Source organism: Blautia sp. NSJ-175 (assembly GCF_022867815.1).
Lineage (GTDB): Bacteria > Bacillota > Clostridia > Lachnospirales > Lachnospiraceae > Blautia > Blautia celeris.
Map to the genome: position 1 here is coordinate 25158 of NZ_JALIFQ010000026.1, position 14330 is coordinate 39487.

The window sequence follows — 14330 nt, forward strand, 5'->3', positions numbered from 1 at the left end:
CTGGCACCTCCTGCTTATTTCTTCATCTTCGGGTCAAGGACATCACGGATACCGTCACCCAGAAGGTTGAATCCGAGAACTGTAACAAGGATAAACAGACCTGAGATCATGGCTACATGAGGAGCCGTATTCAGGCAGTCTTTACCCTGACGCAGGATACTTCCCCAGGATGAAGTAGGTGTGGAGATACCAAGTCCCAGAAAGCTCAGAGCAGCCTCGGAAATAATGGCACCTGCAACGCCTAATGTAGCGTAAACAATAACCGGGGAGAGAATGTTCGGCAGAATGTGTGAGAACAGCATCCTGATATTGGATACACCGATAACTCTTCCCGCATTACAGTATTCCTCGTTCTTGACTATATGTACCTCACCGCGGACCACTCGGGCGAAGCTGGGCACATTACCCACACCGATGGCTATGATAACATTGACCACGCCCGGCCCCAGAACTGTCATCAGGATGATAGACAGAAGTACGAATGGGAAAGCCAGAAGACCGTCCATGATACGCATGATAACCGCGTCCACGAATCCGCCCATGTAACCGGCGATCAGGCCCAGCAGGATTCCAATAATACCTGCAACAATGGTACCGCCCACTGCAACGATGATGGAAACACGGGAACCGTAAAGGATTCTGGCAAACAGATCACGCCCGAACTCGTCCGTTCCGAAAATATGGCCGTTCTGTCCTGGTGTCAGGAAAGTATCCAGAGGATGAATCTCATCCGGGTCCACGCTTGTAATGACAGGAGCAAAAATGGCAATGATCACCATGAACAGCACGATGACAAGGCCGATCATAGCAGTCTTGTTTCTTTTCAGTTTGTTCCAGACATTATTGGCCCGGCGTTCTTTTTTCAGCATTTCCTCATGGGCTTTTGCGCCTAAGGCTTCTGTATTCTGTGCGCTCATTTACTTTCCTCCTTTTCCGCTTTCGTAGCTTACTCTCGGGTTGATCAGCATGTAGACCACATCCACCAGCAGGTTGACCACAACGAACACCACTGCGATGAACAGAACGGTTCCCTGGATCAGCTGATAGTCCCTGTTGTCAATGGCACTTACGATCATGGTACCCATTCCGGGCCAGGAGAAAATACTCTCCGTCAGGATAGCACCGGTAAATGCCTGGGCAAGCTGAAGGCCCAGCACGGTAACGATTGGCGGAAGCGCATTTTTCAGTGCATGCTTCCAGATGACTACGCTCTCTTTGATACCTCTTGCACGGAGGGATTTGATTGAGTCATTATTGATAACTTCCAGCATACTGGAACGTGTGATTCTTGCAAATGTAGCTGTAGGTATGGTTGCCAGACAGAAACAGGGCAGAATCATATGGCTGATGAAATCACCCAGGCCATTACTCAGATCTCCCATACCCAGAGCCGGCAGCCACCCCAGATTTACACTGAAGGTCATAACCAGCATCATACCTAACCAGAAGATTGGCATGGACACACCCACCAGCGCCAGGATCATGAACACGTAATCCAGAATTGAATACTGGTGCAGTGCAGAAAATACGCCTATGGCAAGTCCGATGATCAGAGCGATCACAAGACTTGTGAGAGTGATGACAAGTGTATTTGGGATTCTCTCCGCGATCAGGGTTGTCACCGGTTTATTGTACACATAGGATTTTCCGAAATCCCCTTTCAGGACATTGAACATGTAATCTACATACTGTTCCGCCTTACTCTTATTCAGTCCCATTTCCTCTTCCAGTTCCGCTATGGCGTCCGGAGATGCCTGGGGCCCGAGCACGCTTCGGGCAGGATTACCTGGAATCATTCTGGTCAGAACAAAAGTCACCGTAACTACGATCAAGAGGGTTGGAATACTTTGTAAAATTCTTTTCAAAATGGTTTTTAACACGAATTTCTACCGCCCTTTTCATTTAATCTGACAAGCAGGGGGCATCGCGAACAGCAATACCCCCTGCAACCTCATTTACTCTTAACTTAACTGATTACTGCACTTTCCAGACATTTGTCCAAGGTGTTACAAAGAACATCTGGTTGTCTGCCTTCTGTACGAAATCCTGCACAGCCGGATTCAGGCCATGGATAACATTCTCATTAGAGTAGAAGATACCCGGCAGCTGTTCTGTAACGATCCTAAGTGCTTTTTTATACATTTCCGCACGTTCATTCTGGTCGGTCGCTTTCAATGCATCGTCAAGCAGCTGGTCAACTTCTGCGTTGGAGAATCCCTGTCCGTTTCCAAGAGCACCAATCTCTTTGCTGGAGAACAGTTTGTTCAGGAAGAAGTACGGATCCGGATACCATGTCCAGGACATACCGTACATATCAGCGTTTCCTGAAGATGCGGACTCACTGAAGGTACCCCACTCGCTCTTGTTAATGTTTACTGTAACATTCAGGTTTGTCTTTAAGTAAGCCTGTACCAGAGTTGCCATTTTTTCACGTAATGCTGTGTTTGAAATATAAAGGTCGCATTCAAATCCATCCGGATATCCAGCTTCTGTAAGGAGCTTCTTAGCGCCTTCCGGATCGTAATCCGGAACCAGTTCTTCACAGGATGCGTCATATCCCCATGATCCCGGCGGCAGAGATAATTTAGCCGGAACAGCTTCACCGTACTGGTAGATGCTGGCTGTCATTTCCTCTACGTTGATTGCTTTAATCAATGCTTCTCTTACTTTTATGTCGGCTGTCGGTCCATTTACCTGATTGAAGTAAATGTAAGCCACGTGCAGACCCGGCATCTCCATTAACTGCAGCTTGGAGTCATCACGTACGGACTGAACAGCTTCGCCGGTAATACTGGATGCGATGTCGATCTCACCAGTTTTCAAGGCATTTGCTGCCTGGTTGGAATCTGTGATCACTTTGAATACCAGTTTGTCCAGGTTCGGTTCAGCTACCCAGTAATCCGGGTTCTTAACCAGTACAGACTGCTGGTCAAGCTCGAAGGATTCCATTGCGAACGGACCGGTACCTACCAGATGCGCACCGAACTCATCGCCCCATCCCTCAACTTCTTCTTTGGGAACTACGGAGTTTCCTGCGTCTGTGAGGGCTGTCAGGAATGCTGCATTCGGCTCAGCCAGTGTACATGTAACTTCCCAGTCACCTGTCACTTCTGCGTTCTCCAGCATATCCAGACGGTTCAGGGATGATTCCTTTGCGGAACGGTTTAAGGAATAAGCAACATCATCTGCTGTCATCTCACGTCCATCCTGGTATTTACCTTTCTGGAACTTAACACCCTGGCGGATCTTGAACACATATGTAAGTCCGTCGTCGCTTACTGTCCAGCTCTCTGCCAGTGAAGGTACGATTTCTGATAAATCCTTGTTGTACTCAACAACTCTGTCACATACATTGTTGATTACCTGGCCTTCATAGGAACCTGTATACATAGCCGGGTCCAGATTCCTCGGTGAAGAGGACAGGGATACGGTAAGGGTACCACCCTTTGTAGGTTCATCAGGCACTTCAATCTTTTCTTTTTCCACCTGTTTTGTTTCGCCGCCGGATTCTGTTCCTGCTTCGGTTCCCTTGTCAGCCGTGTCTTTTTTGCTGTCGTTTCCTGAGCTTCCACACGCTGTCAGGGAGGATACACAGAGTACAGCAGCAAGAGCTAATGCTAAACTCTTTCTTTTCATAATTTTCCTCCTTTTACTGCCTTGTTGTAATACTTTACCAAGATAAAGTTATTTATTTGCCCCATCTCTATCCAATTTTCCTCAACGAAATGTAGCCTGAGACAAATTTTATAGGTATTATACCTTTTAGTGCTTTAAATTGCAACTCCTTTTTCGACATAATATGCAAATTCCTATTGATTTTCAGCGGTCATTGTTATAGACTGGATAAAAACGCACATTTATGGGAGGAATTTGTAATGATATTAAGACAGGTTCTGGAATTATTCGACTTGCTCGACACACCGTCAGCAAACGGAAAACAGATCACAGATTTATTAAAAGAGCGCGGCGCACACGAAGTAACCGTGGAAACCGTCACAAGTGAAAAAGGCAGCACAGACTGCATCACTGTACTGATCAAGGGCAGCAACGGAAAATCAAGCGGCGGCAGCGCACCGACTCTGGGTATTATCGGACGTCTGGGCGGTCTGGGCGCACGTCCGGAACTGACAGGCTTCGTTTCCGACGGCGACGGTGCTCTTGCAGCACTCTCCGCAGGCCTCAAGCTGGCAGAGATGAACAAAAACGGCGATGTACTCAAAGGCGACATCCTGGTTGCCACTCACATCTGCCCGGATGCTCCTACACAGGACCACTATCCTGTTCCGTTCATGGATTCATCCATCGACATGCAGACCAACAACGAAAAAGAAGTGGACCCGCGCATGGATGCCATTATCTCCATTGACACCACAAAGGGCAATAAAGTCATCAACACCAACGGCTTTGCCATCTCCCCAACTATCAAGAGCGGCTACATTCTGGAAGTCAGCGATGACCTCTTAGACGTAATGACCCGCGTGACCGGAAAACTGCCCTATGTATTCCCGGTTTCCCAGCAGGACATCACACCTTACGGCAATGACCTGCACCACTTAAACAGTATCCTGCAGCCCGCAACCGCTACAGATGCCCCGGTAGTCGGTGTAGCCATCACCACAGAGCAGCCGGTAGCCGGCTGTGCAACAGGTGCCAGCCATCCTCTCGACGTAGAATCTGCAGCAAGATTCGCGGTTGAGGTAGCCAAAGATTACGGAGAAGGCAAAATTTCCTTCTACAACGAACAGGAATACGCTCACCTTCTGGAACTCTACGGTGAAATGAAAGTCTTCCAGACCTTCGGCAAATAAACAAACACAGTTACGAAACAAATACAAATCTCACAACAAAAGACAAGGTGCTCACTATGAAAAAATCTGATATAAACAACACTCCGGCCAGCCGGACACAGACAAAAATAGGAGCCATCACCATAGGACAGAGTCCCCGGACCGACATTACCGGGGACATCTGTCCTTTATTGGCTCCCAACATCACCCTGCAGGAATACGGTGCCCTGGACCCTTTTGACGCTGACTATATCAACCAAAACTTTGCCCCCGGCCCTGACAGCTCCGTTCTGGTCACCCGCATGCGCGACGCCTCCCAGGTCATCATCGGTGAGGAGCACATCCTCCCTCTGGTCCAGTCCTGCATCACCCGTGCCGAAGCCGACGGCTGCCAGGCCACCGTCCTCCTATGCACAGGCAAATTTCCCAAACTAAAACACCAAAAGATGCTCATCATCCCCCAGCCCCTCATACACAGCGTCCTCAAAAAGCTGGCCGATGACCGCCCCATAGGCCTCCTGGTCCCCGACGAATCCCAAATCCCCCAGGCGGAAAGCTGGTTCTCTGAGAGCGACATTCAAATCAAGGTCCGTGCCCTCTCCCCCTACCTTGAATCCACCCTCCTGGAAGAGCGCGCCCGCTCCCTTCAGCAGGAAAACCTCTCCCTGATCCTCCCCGACTGCATGGGCTACAGCATCACCCTAAAAAACCAGCTCCAAACCCTCCTAAAAACCCCAGTCCTCCTCCCCCGCACCTTCATCTCCTCCCTCCTAAACGAACTCTACGGCTCCTGACCCCCAGGAGCCCCATCCCGCAGCGGGCTTAGTCCTGCTTAGGCAAAACGAGGCCCCGGTGCCTTGACCGGGGCCTTTTTTTGGCTTAGCAGGACTTGACCGCGGAGGCTGCCCGCGAAAGAGAACGGCTGGGGTCTGCCTGCTCTTCCTTCGCTTATGCCGTCCGTGAGCCACTTTCATCCGTGTGCCACTTTCATCTGTAAACCATTAAAAATCCCTAATTGTTATAAACAACCACCCCATCAATAACAACCCACTTCACCAAAGACTCCACCTTAAGCGGACTCCCACTCATCACAACAATATCTCCATCCTTCCCCACTTCCAACGACCCGACTCTATCCTCAACTCCCAAATGTTTTGCAGGATTTATCGTAATCGCCTTCAAAGCATCAAACTCATCCATCCCCGCCTTCACAGCAAGTCCTGCGCAAAGCGGCAGATATTCCTGAGGAATCACCGGCGCATCCGTGATAATAGAAACCTGGCATCCCATAGAAGCCAAAACTCCCGGCGTCGTCCAACTCTTATTCTGCAGCTCAAACTTCGTGGCATGAGTAAGCGTCGGTCCCACAGCCATAGGCACGTGCTCACCCGCCAGCTCATCTGCGATCATATGTCCCTCTGTCACATGCTCCAGCGTAATATCCAGCCCAAACTCTTTTGCAATACGCAGGGCTGTAAATATATCATTAGCCTGATGTGCATGTGCCTTCAGAGGTATCTCTTTCTTCAGTACAGGGATCAGGGACTCCAGCTTCAGATTAAACTCTGGCTGCTTCTGCACATCATCCCCTGCCGCCTCTTTCTTCTCCATATAAGCCTTTGCCTTAAACAGCTCATTCCTGAGAAGTGCCGCAGTTGTCATCCTGGAGGTATCCCCCTTATCCTGGTAACAGTTCTTGGGATTCTCCCCGAACGCGCACTTCATTGCCACAGGATATTTCACTACCATTTTATCAATCCGTTTACCCGCAGTCTTCACTGCCGCAAAGGTTCCGCCCAGTACATCCGCACTGCCCGGACCGGTTCCGATGCAAGTTACTCCTGCTTCTCTTGCATGCTGGAAGCATGGGTCAAAGGGATTGATTCCGTCGATCGCGCGAAGCTGAGGCGTCACCAGATCGTTGAGTTCACAGTAATCCCTTCCCTCATAACCGATTCCGTAACCGTCCAGACCGGTGTGGCAGTGTGCCTCCACAAACCCCGGATACACCTCCAGACCCTCCGCGTCGATTACTTCTGTCCCCTCCGGAATTTCCAGATCCGCACCGATTCCGCGAATTTTTCCATCCTCGATCAGGACATCTCCTTTGATGGGTTCCTTCTGTGTCATTGTGTAAATCAGACCATTTTTAATGCATAACATAATCTTATCCTCCGTAAAATTTTACTCTTATGTTATCATACTGCAATTCCTGCAGTTAGACAATACTGCTTTCAGTAATACCCTTTCGCAGCACTGGCTTTACGGAGTCTCTTTATACACATCTGTATGTACACCGCCGATTTTGCCGTCAGAGGTAAAGGAGATCATCATATTCCAGGACTGATCCGCAAATTCACAGGGCACCTGCACATTGGAATAATCTCCCGCCTGATCTCCCAGCCAAGCGGCTTTTGTTCCTTTATATTCACCTGACGCTTGCACAGCAGACGTTATAGACTGTTCCAGTTCCCCGCTGTCCACGATTGCTTTCATCTCATCCTCATACTCATAATTATTTACCAGATTATCATGATTGGCAGCAATCAGATCCTCTGTAAAAGCAACCGCAGTCTCCATGAGCTTCCTTCCATCACTCTCAGAAATCTGTTCTGCCTCTGCTGCCGGCCCTTCCGTATCAACCTCCGGCACATCTTCCCCCGGTGTCTCCGCGTCTGCAGAAGCTTCCTGCTTCTTATCATCCTTACCGGTATCCTTATCAGCCTTATCTGTCTTGTCCCCGCAGCCTGCCAGTGCAAATACTGCTGCTGCCATTAAAATGACTAATGCTTTTTTTCTCATTATACTCCTCCTGTCTGCGGCAGCGCCGCTGTTAATTCGTTTCTGCTTACACTATACCATGTCTTTTAAAAATCGCAAAGCACCATTACATAAAATATGGTTTTTTATGCTCAAAAACGACATAGTTTCTTCATATAATAATGTCATTCTTTACCAATCTTCAGAAATTGTCGATGATTATCCGTTGCCATTTCAGGAAAGATGCGTTACTATAGGACTGACCTGTTGACTATATTCAATAGAAAGGATTTACCATGCAGTTACAAGTTAAAAACATACTTTCTAACCGTTCACGCATTTATGTTCTCTGTGAATTAGTCTTTCTCGCGGGAATTTTTGTCTTCTGCGCGTACTGGGCACACCTGCTGCCTCTGGATGCCGGTCCTGACGAAAAAATGCGTTATGATATCCCCATGTACATTTACGAACACGGCAGACTCCCCCACGGCGGTGACCCCTCCATAAGAAATCCAATATGGGGAACCTCCTATGCGTTTCTGCCCATATTATCCTATATAATATCAGCCCTGTTTATGAAAATCATGAGCATTTTCTCCACAGACCCCCAGCATCTTCTGTGGGCCGCCAGGCTTGTATCTGCCTGCTTTACCACCGGAGCTGTATTCTTTGTCTTCCGCGCCGGCAAAAAACTGTTTGACGGATACAGCAAATGGTTCTTTGTCTGTCTGGTAGCTGTTCTGCCTGAGGCTCTGTTCATGGGTGTCTATGTAAATAACGACGCCATGGCGATCTGCTGCGGCGCGGCGATCATATACTACTGGATCATTGGCATGGAGAGGAATTGGGATATCCCCAGCTGTGTACTACTTGGCCTCTGGCTTGGGCTGTGCGCCATGTCATATCTGAACGCTTACGGCTTTCTGCTCTGCAGCATTTTTGTCTTTACCCTGAGCTGCCTGACCGACAGTAAAAAGCAGATTGACTGGAAATACTGGCTGAAACGGGGGCTTGTGGTTGCGGCTTTCGGCCTCCTGATCTGCGGATGGTGGTTTGTCCGCAATTATATGATTTACGACGGAGACTGGCTGGGGCTGGCTACCAGCAACGACTTTGCCGACCGGTATGCACAGGAGCAGTTCCGCCCCTCCACTGCCCTCTCCTCCGGACGGGCACAGGGCTACACCATCCTCTCCATGCTCACCGGACACTGGATGTTTGATGTCCTGCGCAGTTTTGTGGGTGTGTTCGGGCAGTTCCAATACTGGGTGGATTCCTGGATCATTGTCCTTTACTACATTTTATTCACAGCAGGACTGATCGGATGCCTGATGCAGGCGGGTAAAATGTTCCGAATCCGGAAGGATGGGGAGATACAGAAAAAGGCTGTTTTCAACTGGGGAATGCTGATCGCTGCCCTCACGCCTGTCATCCTGAACTTTTATCACTCCTACTGGGTGGATTACCAGCCTCAGGGACGCTATATGCTGCCCGGGCTTGTGCCCATGATGTACTTCACTGTATGCGGTATCACATATTTGGCAGAACGCTTTATCCCTAAAATGAAATACCGGAATATCCTGTCAGCTATTCTCTGCAGTGCTCTGGTACTGATCACCATAAAAGAATTTTTCCGTATTTATTAAAAAAGCTTCCCGCACGCCATGTGCGGAAAGCTTTTTTTCTGCGGTAAAATACCCTTGTATTTACAGCCTTTTTTCAAACCCATATTCCCGCAGTACAAAGTCATCAAATTTCTCCTCATAAATGCCCTCTGCCTGTGCAAACCCATTCTCACGGTACAAATGCACTGCAGGTTCATTGATATCTACAACGAACAGGCGCAGATACTCCGCATTTTTCCGAAAAGCAAGTTCCGCCGCGTTCCTAAGCATTACCCTGCCCAATCCCTGCCGCAGGTATTTTACATTCACACCGAGCCGGTCTATATAAAGAGCTTTTGCATCTGCATTTTCCCATTTCACAAAAGGTTCCCCCTCATTGGATTCACATAAGGCAAACGCTGCCGCTATGTCATCCCCATTTTTGAGTATATACAGGCGGCCAGCCCTGATATCCTCCTCCAAAAACGCACAGGGATAGATCTCATCCCATATCCGGACATTGCTGTGGTTCATATGGTCTGTTATTTCCCTGAACATTGCCTTTAATTCCGGCAGCTCTCCTATATACGCCGGCCTTACATCCATATCCGCACCTCCCTTATTTTTTCCTCACATCACTGGGTTTACACCCGTATATCTCCCGGAACATTCTGTTAAACAGCTTATAATTGGCAAACCCATGCTTCTCCGACAGTTCCATAACCCCTTCCCCTGTACTGCACAGATCATGGTAAATATGCATCAACCGTATCTGGTTTACATAACGCGAAAATGTCACGCCCATATTCTGTCTGAAGAAACGGCTGAAATACTCCCTGCTCAAATAAAAATGGGATGCGATCTCCTCCAGAGATATTTTCTCCGCGTGATGTTCTTCAATATAGGCCGTCATCTCCGCCAAACGTTCCAAAACAGTTTCATCGTTCACCGCTCCTGCAAAATCCTCCGCAGCAGAGAAATGGTTCACCAGTTCAAAAAGCACCTCCATAGCCACAGCCTGGCTCTGCAGTCGGTAACCCGGAGGCCTGGTCACATACAGGGGTGGCAGACGCTTTAAAAGTCCGCATATCTCCAGGTATTTATCCAGTTTTTCCTTTTTCAGCGTCTGTCTGGAACAATGGATACGGTACTCGTCAATCTTTGACATATAATTCTTCATAATGGCCCTGGAATAGTGGATCACCACCATCATGGAGACTCTGGCACACTGTGCCTCATGGATCTGGTTGGAATCCACAACAAGAAATTCCCCTGCCACCAGACTGTGGTCTTTTCCTTCTATAGTAATAGTCGCCGTCCCGTTCAGCACATAGATCAGCTCAATGGCGGAATGCCAGTGGGGCGGGCTGTACCGTCCCTTCTTTGTATGGTAGGCAATATGGATCCCTGTTTTCTCAAGCTCGAACAACGGCTCATAAATCATTTTCTGCAAATAAATACCTCCGTCAATGTCAACATTGCCCTAATAAATAGCTAAAGAAATATCTAAAATCTGCTGTTAACTCATGATAACATAATATACGTAGTAAGGAAAAGCAAAAAATGAAAGGAGATTTCATTATGAACAAATACACAATGTATGCGGGTACTGCAGGGGCTATCCAGACAGCGGAAGCAAAAGAAGAAAAGAAAGCATCCTTATGGGAGCGTTTCATAAACTATATGATTGAAAATGTAGACATCATCGCACCGGGTATCATTATGATGAACGGCGGTTATTACGTGCCGACAAAAAAATAATATAACCGCTATGAGAGAGAAACAGTTCAAAACACACCGGAACGAATAAACAGCAGGATAAGCTATCAAAAGCCGCCTGCTGTTTTTCTTATTCACATCTTTATTTTTCCTACTCGATCTCCCTTAACTGCTCCACCACACTGCCTTTGTTCCAAAGTCTGTCCACAATGGCAGAAATAGCGGCTGAGAGAAGAAGACAGATCAGCGCAGTGACAACCGCCGGAAGAATAGCAAACCGGTATCTGGCAAACCACCATCCTGCCGTCAGACCTTTAACCAATGTCAGGGAAACCACTGCACTGATGGCGATTCCCGCTGTGCCTGCCAGTATAGCGTACATGATGCCCTCATATATAAATAATTTTCTGAGCTGTCCCTTTGTCATGCCAATGCTCCTCATAGACGCAAATTCCCTCTGCCTTGCTATGGCACCTGTAAAGATCACGTTGATCAGATTGAGCACACCGATCACTCCCAGGATCAGGGATACAATAATTCCCACCGCATTGTAAGTTCCCTGGGTTTCTTTAAACTCCTCTTCCGCTGTCAGCCTGGTCAGCACGGACAATCCGTTTTTTTCTGAATAATCCTGCATGTAGGAATTTATGCTGTCAAAATAACCTTCTTCTGTGTCAAACAGACAGTGAATCGGACTTTGGCTGTCCGGGAACATCTGTGCAAAGACCGGTTCCGCAAACGTAATCGATTCGTATCCGCCTGAACTGTAGGACATATTCAGGGAATTCATTGTACCGATCACAGCCATTATAGTATATTCCTTCTTATTCCCCTGGATATCCAGTTCTATCTTATCCCCCGCGTGAAACTCCTGTACATCAAAATTATATTCTCCTCTGTCGCTGAGGAAGCCGTTCGCCACAACATAATCACCGGAACAGAGCTTTTCATAGTCAATCTCTCCCTCAATCACCTCTGCTCTCATAAAAGCATTTTCATCAAAACCATACATCATCCTGTTTCTGTCAAACTTTGTTATATCGTCAGGTGTTGCCTCTCCGTTTATCTTCGTCACCTTTGCCAGGTCTGCTTGATCCTCTGTATTCTCCTCATCGGGGACCATCCGCACATATACCTGGCTGAAATCCTTTATGCCTTCCAGTCCGGCAAGCTCCTGTGCTGCTTTGCGGGGAACCACTTTGAGATAATTTTCCGTCATACTCTTCAGATACTCATCACTGCGCACATCAAAATCCGCGGCGGTCTGATGGTTTACATAAGTTTCCTTATCCATACTTCCGGTAAAATTTAATACGCTGTTCAGGAGAATAACGCTCAGACAGATGGATAAGATCACCAGAACCGTTTTCCCCTTGCTTCTTCCCAGGTTGGCTGCTGCCATCTGCAGGATGCGGTTCCTGGAATCCTTGCCTTTTTTCTGTTTCTTCTTTCCGCTCCCGGCCCCATGGTATTTTAGGGCTTCTACCGGCGAGATTTTTCCGGCTATTTTTCCGGGCCTGCTGCAGCTTATCCTCACCGTAAGGAGTGTAAATGCAGCGGCAAACAGCCATACCCACACATTTGGCTTAATAAATACGGTTTCGCTGTAAGATGTACTGGCCATGACCAAAGGCTGCAGCGCATTGCCCAGCAGCCATCCCAGTACCAGGCCTGCCGGAATCCCCACCAGGGAGAGCATCATGCCCTGACGGCTTACCATGTAACGGATCTGCCTCGGTGCAGTCCCGATGGTCTTGAGCTGACCGTACAGGCGAATGTCCTTCTCAATGGAAATCTTAAAAATGTTGTATATGATCAGATAACCGGCCAGTAAAATGAGCAGCACCCCTACTGCCATGATCACTATGGTCTGTCCGGAATCCATGGATTTTGTCTCGTATACAGGATTCACATGGTGAATGATAAATCCTTCCTCACCACGTTCCGCATCCGGGTTATAACCCATCTTTTTCACGATACTGTCCAGGGTTTCCCTGATTTTCTTTTCAGAGGCGAAGGTTCCTCTGACCGTATAGCTGTCCCTCTCCGATTCAGCATACTGAGAACTGAGTTCCCCGATCACTTTATCCGCAAAACTGTCGGTTACCATGATCGTGGTGCGCTGTTCATGTTCCATTCCCTTCCAGATTCCGCATACTGTCATCTGCGCTTCTTTTTTACCTTCTATGGTTTCATATTCCAGTGTAAAAGATGTGCCGGTTTCTTCGGGAAGTCCGAGGAGATCCAGAACTACGGTATCACAGGCTATCTCGTTATCTTTTTCCGGGTAATGTCCCTTTTCCAGGTTCATGAAACTGTTTTCCGCGGCTGCCTTGCTCATCCAGCCGACTGTGGCTGTCAAATTCTTAAATTCCGGGTTTACAGCAATGGCAATACTTCTTTCCATACCCGTCTCTGTAAATACCGGGTCCTCTGCCAGCTCATCTGCCTGCCCTTTGGAAAGCCCTTTAATGGATACCATATACCTGGTCCCTGCCTGGCGGAACATCTGCTCTTTTGTGGATATCATTGTCCCCTGTGCCACGGTTGCAAGCGCCGTAAATAATACTGCCGTAAGAATAATGGCAAGCACTGCTATGATGTTCCTGTTTCTGTTTGCCTTTAGGCAGTTGTTGGACAGGGTTTTGATAAATTTTTTATTGTTGTTGTTCAGCACCATTACCTTGTCCTCCTAAAAGTTTTCTTTTCTTTCCACGATTTTCCCGTCTTCAATGTGAATCATCCGGTCCGCGATCTGCGCCAGTTCCGGGTTGTGGGTTATCATAACCAGTGTCTGGCTGAACTCCGTGCTGGTCATTTTCAGAAGCTGCATGACTTCCAGAGAGGTCCTGGAGTCCAGGTTGCCGGTAGGTTCATCTGCCAGGATTATGGCCGGCTTGCTGGCCAGAGCTCTTGCGATGGCAACCCTCTGCTGCTGGCCGCCGGAGAGGTTGTTTGGAAGATTGTCCAGTTTCTCCTCCAGATGGAGCAGCCGGATAATCTCTTTCACATAGCTTTTATCCACTTTGTTTCCGTCCAGCTCTATGGGGAGAACAATATTCTGATATACATTTAAAATAGGAACCAGATTATAGTTCTGGAACACAAATCCTATATTTCTTCTGCGGAAAACGGTGAGCTGTTCATCGTTCATCTTACCAATCTCCCTGCCCCCTATCTTCACGCTGCCGGAACTGGGAATGTCCAGTCCTCCCAGCATATTCAGGAGCGTTGATTTTCCGCTGCCGCTGGTGCCTATAATGGATACGAATTCTCCCCGCTCCACCTGTACGTCAACGCCGTCCAGCGCTCTGGTGATATTTGGTTCCTGTCCGTAATATTTTTTCAGATTCTTTGTCTCTAAAATATATTCCATATTTTTTTCCTGCCTTTCCTTTGATGAATATAGCATACAAAAAGATTATCTCAAACTCTTCTCAAAAAAGTAACAAGTTTGAGA

General features: G+C 47.9%; 13 protein-coding genes. 4 read left to right on the forward strand and 9 right to left on the reverse strand.

The window, feature by feature from the left end:
• Window positions 1–14 precede the first annotated feature (14 nt).
• From MUB35_RS26185 to MUB35_RS26195, 3 genes are all read right to left on the reverse strand, one after another.
• A complete protein-coding gene (locus tag MUB35_RS26185; RefSeq protein WP_033140005.1) occupies window positions 15–917 on the reverse strand; it encodes an ABC transporter permease in 903 nt (300 codons plus the stop codon).
• Window positions 918–1880: an ABC transporter permease gene (locus MUB35_RS26190; RefSeq protein ID WP_033140006.1), complete on the reverse strand. Its 963-nt coding sequence runs from the start codon at window positions 1878–1880 to the stop codon at window positions 918–920.
• 94 nt (window positions 1881–1974) lie between these two features.
• Window positions 1975–3636 carry an ABC transporter substrate-binding protein gene (locus MUB35_RS26195; protein WP_033140007.1) on the reverse strand — a complete coding sequence of 554 codons (1662 nt, stop codon included), beginning with the start codon at window positions 3634–3636 and terminating at the stop codon, window positions 1975–1977.
• Between the two features lie 239 nt (window positions 3637–3875).
• Here MUB35_RS26195 and MUB35_RS26200 point away from each other — a divergent pair, with 239 nt between their 5' ends.
• A complete protein-coding gene (locus MUB35_RS26200) occupies window positions 3876–4808 on the forward strand; it encodes a DUF1177 domain-containing protein (RefSeq protein ID WP_033140008.1) in 933 nt (310 codons plus the stop codon).
• A gap of 56 nt (window positions 4809–4864) precedes the next feature.
• On the forward strand, window positions 4865–5581 hold the full coding sequence (locus tag MUB35_RS26205; RefSeq protein ID WP_186971115.1) for an AroM family protein: 717 nt from the start codon (window positions 4865–4867) through the stop codon (window positions 5579–5581).
• 217 nt (window positions 5582–5798) lie between these two features.
• On the opposite strand, the gene MUB35_RS26210 is transcribed toward MUB35_RS26205, so the two are convergent.
• Window positions 5799–6950 carry an amidohydrolase gene (locus tag MUB35_RS26210; RefSeq protein WP_103731143.1) on the reverse strand — a complete coding sequence of 384 codons (1152 nt, stop codon included), beginning with the start codon at window positions 6948–6950 and terminating at the stop codon, window positions 5799–5801.
• Window positions 6951–7049: 99 nt separating this feature from the next.
• Window positions 7050–7589: a DUF3887 domain-containing protein gene (locus MUB35_RS26215; protein WP_148391833.1), complete on the reverse strand. Its 540-nt coding sequence runs from the start codon at window positions 7587–7589 to the stop codon at window positions 7050–7052.
• A gap of 254 nt (window positions 7590–7843) precedes the next feature.
• On the opposite strand from MUB35_RS26215, the gene MUB35_RS26220 reads away from it, so the two are divergent.
• Window positions 7844–9193: an ArnT family glycosyltransferase gene (locus tag MUB35_RS26220; RefSeq protein ID WP_033140012.1), complete on the forward strand. Its 1350-nt coding sequence runs from the start codon at window positions 7844–7846 to the stop codon at window positions 9191–9193.
• Between the two features lie 60 nt (window positions 9194–9253).
• On the opposite strand, the gene MUB35_RS26225 is transcribed toward MUB35_RS26220, so the two are convergent.
• Window positions 9254–9757, reverse strand: a complete 504-nt coding sequence (locus MUB35_RS26225; protein WP_054351797.1) for a GNAT family N-acetyltransferase — start codon at window positions 9755–9757, stop codon at window positions 9254–9256.
• A gap of 13 nt (window positions 9758–9770) precedes the next feature.
• The gene (locus tag MUB35_RS26230) at window positions 9771–10595 is read right to left on the reverse strand and encodes an AraC family transcriptional regulator (protein WP_103731157.1); all 825 of its coding nucleotides are present in this window, start codon (window positions 10593–10595) and stop codon (window positions 9771–9773) included.
• A 137-nt stretch (window positions 10596–10732) separates the two neighbouring features.
• Here MUB35_RS26230 and MUB35_RS26235 point away from each other — a divergent pair, with 137 nt between their 5' ends.
• Entirely contained in the window at window positions 10733–10912 is a 180-nt protein-coding gene (locus MUB35_RS26235) for a hypothetical protein (RefSeq protein WP_054351777.1), read from the forward strand.
• 109 nt (window positions 10913–11021) lie between these two features.
• Here MUB35_RS26235 and MUB35_RS26240 read toward each other — a convergent pair whose 3' ends face one another.
• Together MUB35_RS26240 and MUB35_RS26245 are read right to left on the reverse strand one after the other, a co-directional pair.
• Window positions 11022–13550: an ABC transporter permease gene (locus MUB35_RS26240; protein ID WP_186971114.1), complete on the reverse strand. Its 2529-nt coding sequence runs from the start codon at window positions 13548–13550 to the stop codon at window positions 11022–11024.
• Window positions 13551–13562: 12 nt separating this feature from the next.
• On the reverse strand, window positions 13563–14246 hold the full coding sequence (locus MUB35_RS26245; RefSeq protein ID WP_033140016.1) for an ABC transporter ATP-binding protein: 684 nt from the start codon (window positions 14244–14246) through the stop codon (window positions 13563–13565).
• Between the last annotated feature and the right edge of the window lie 84 nt (window positions 14247–14330).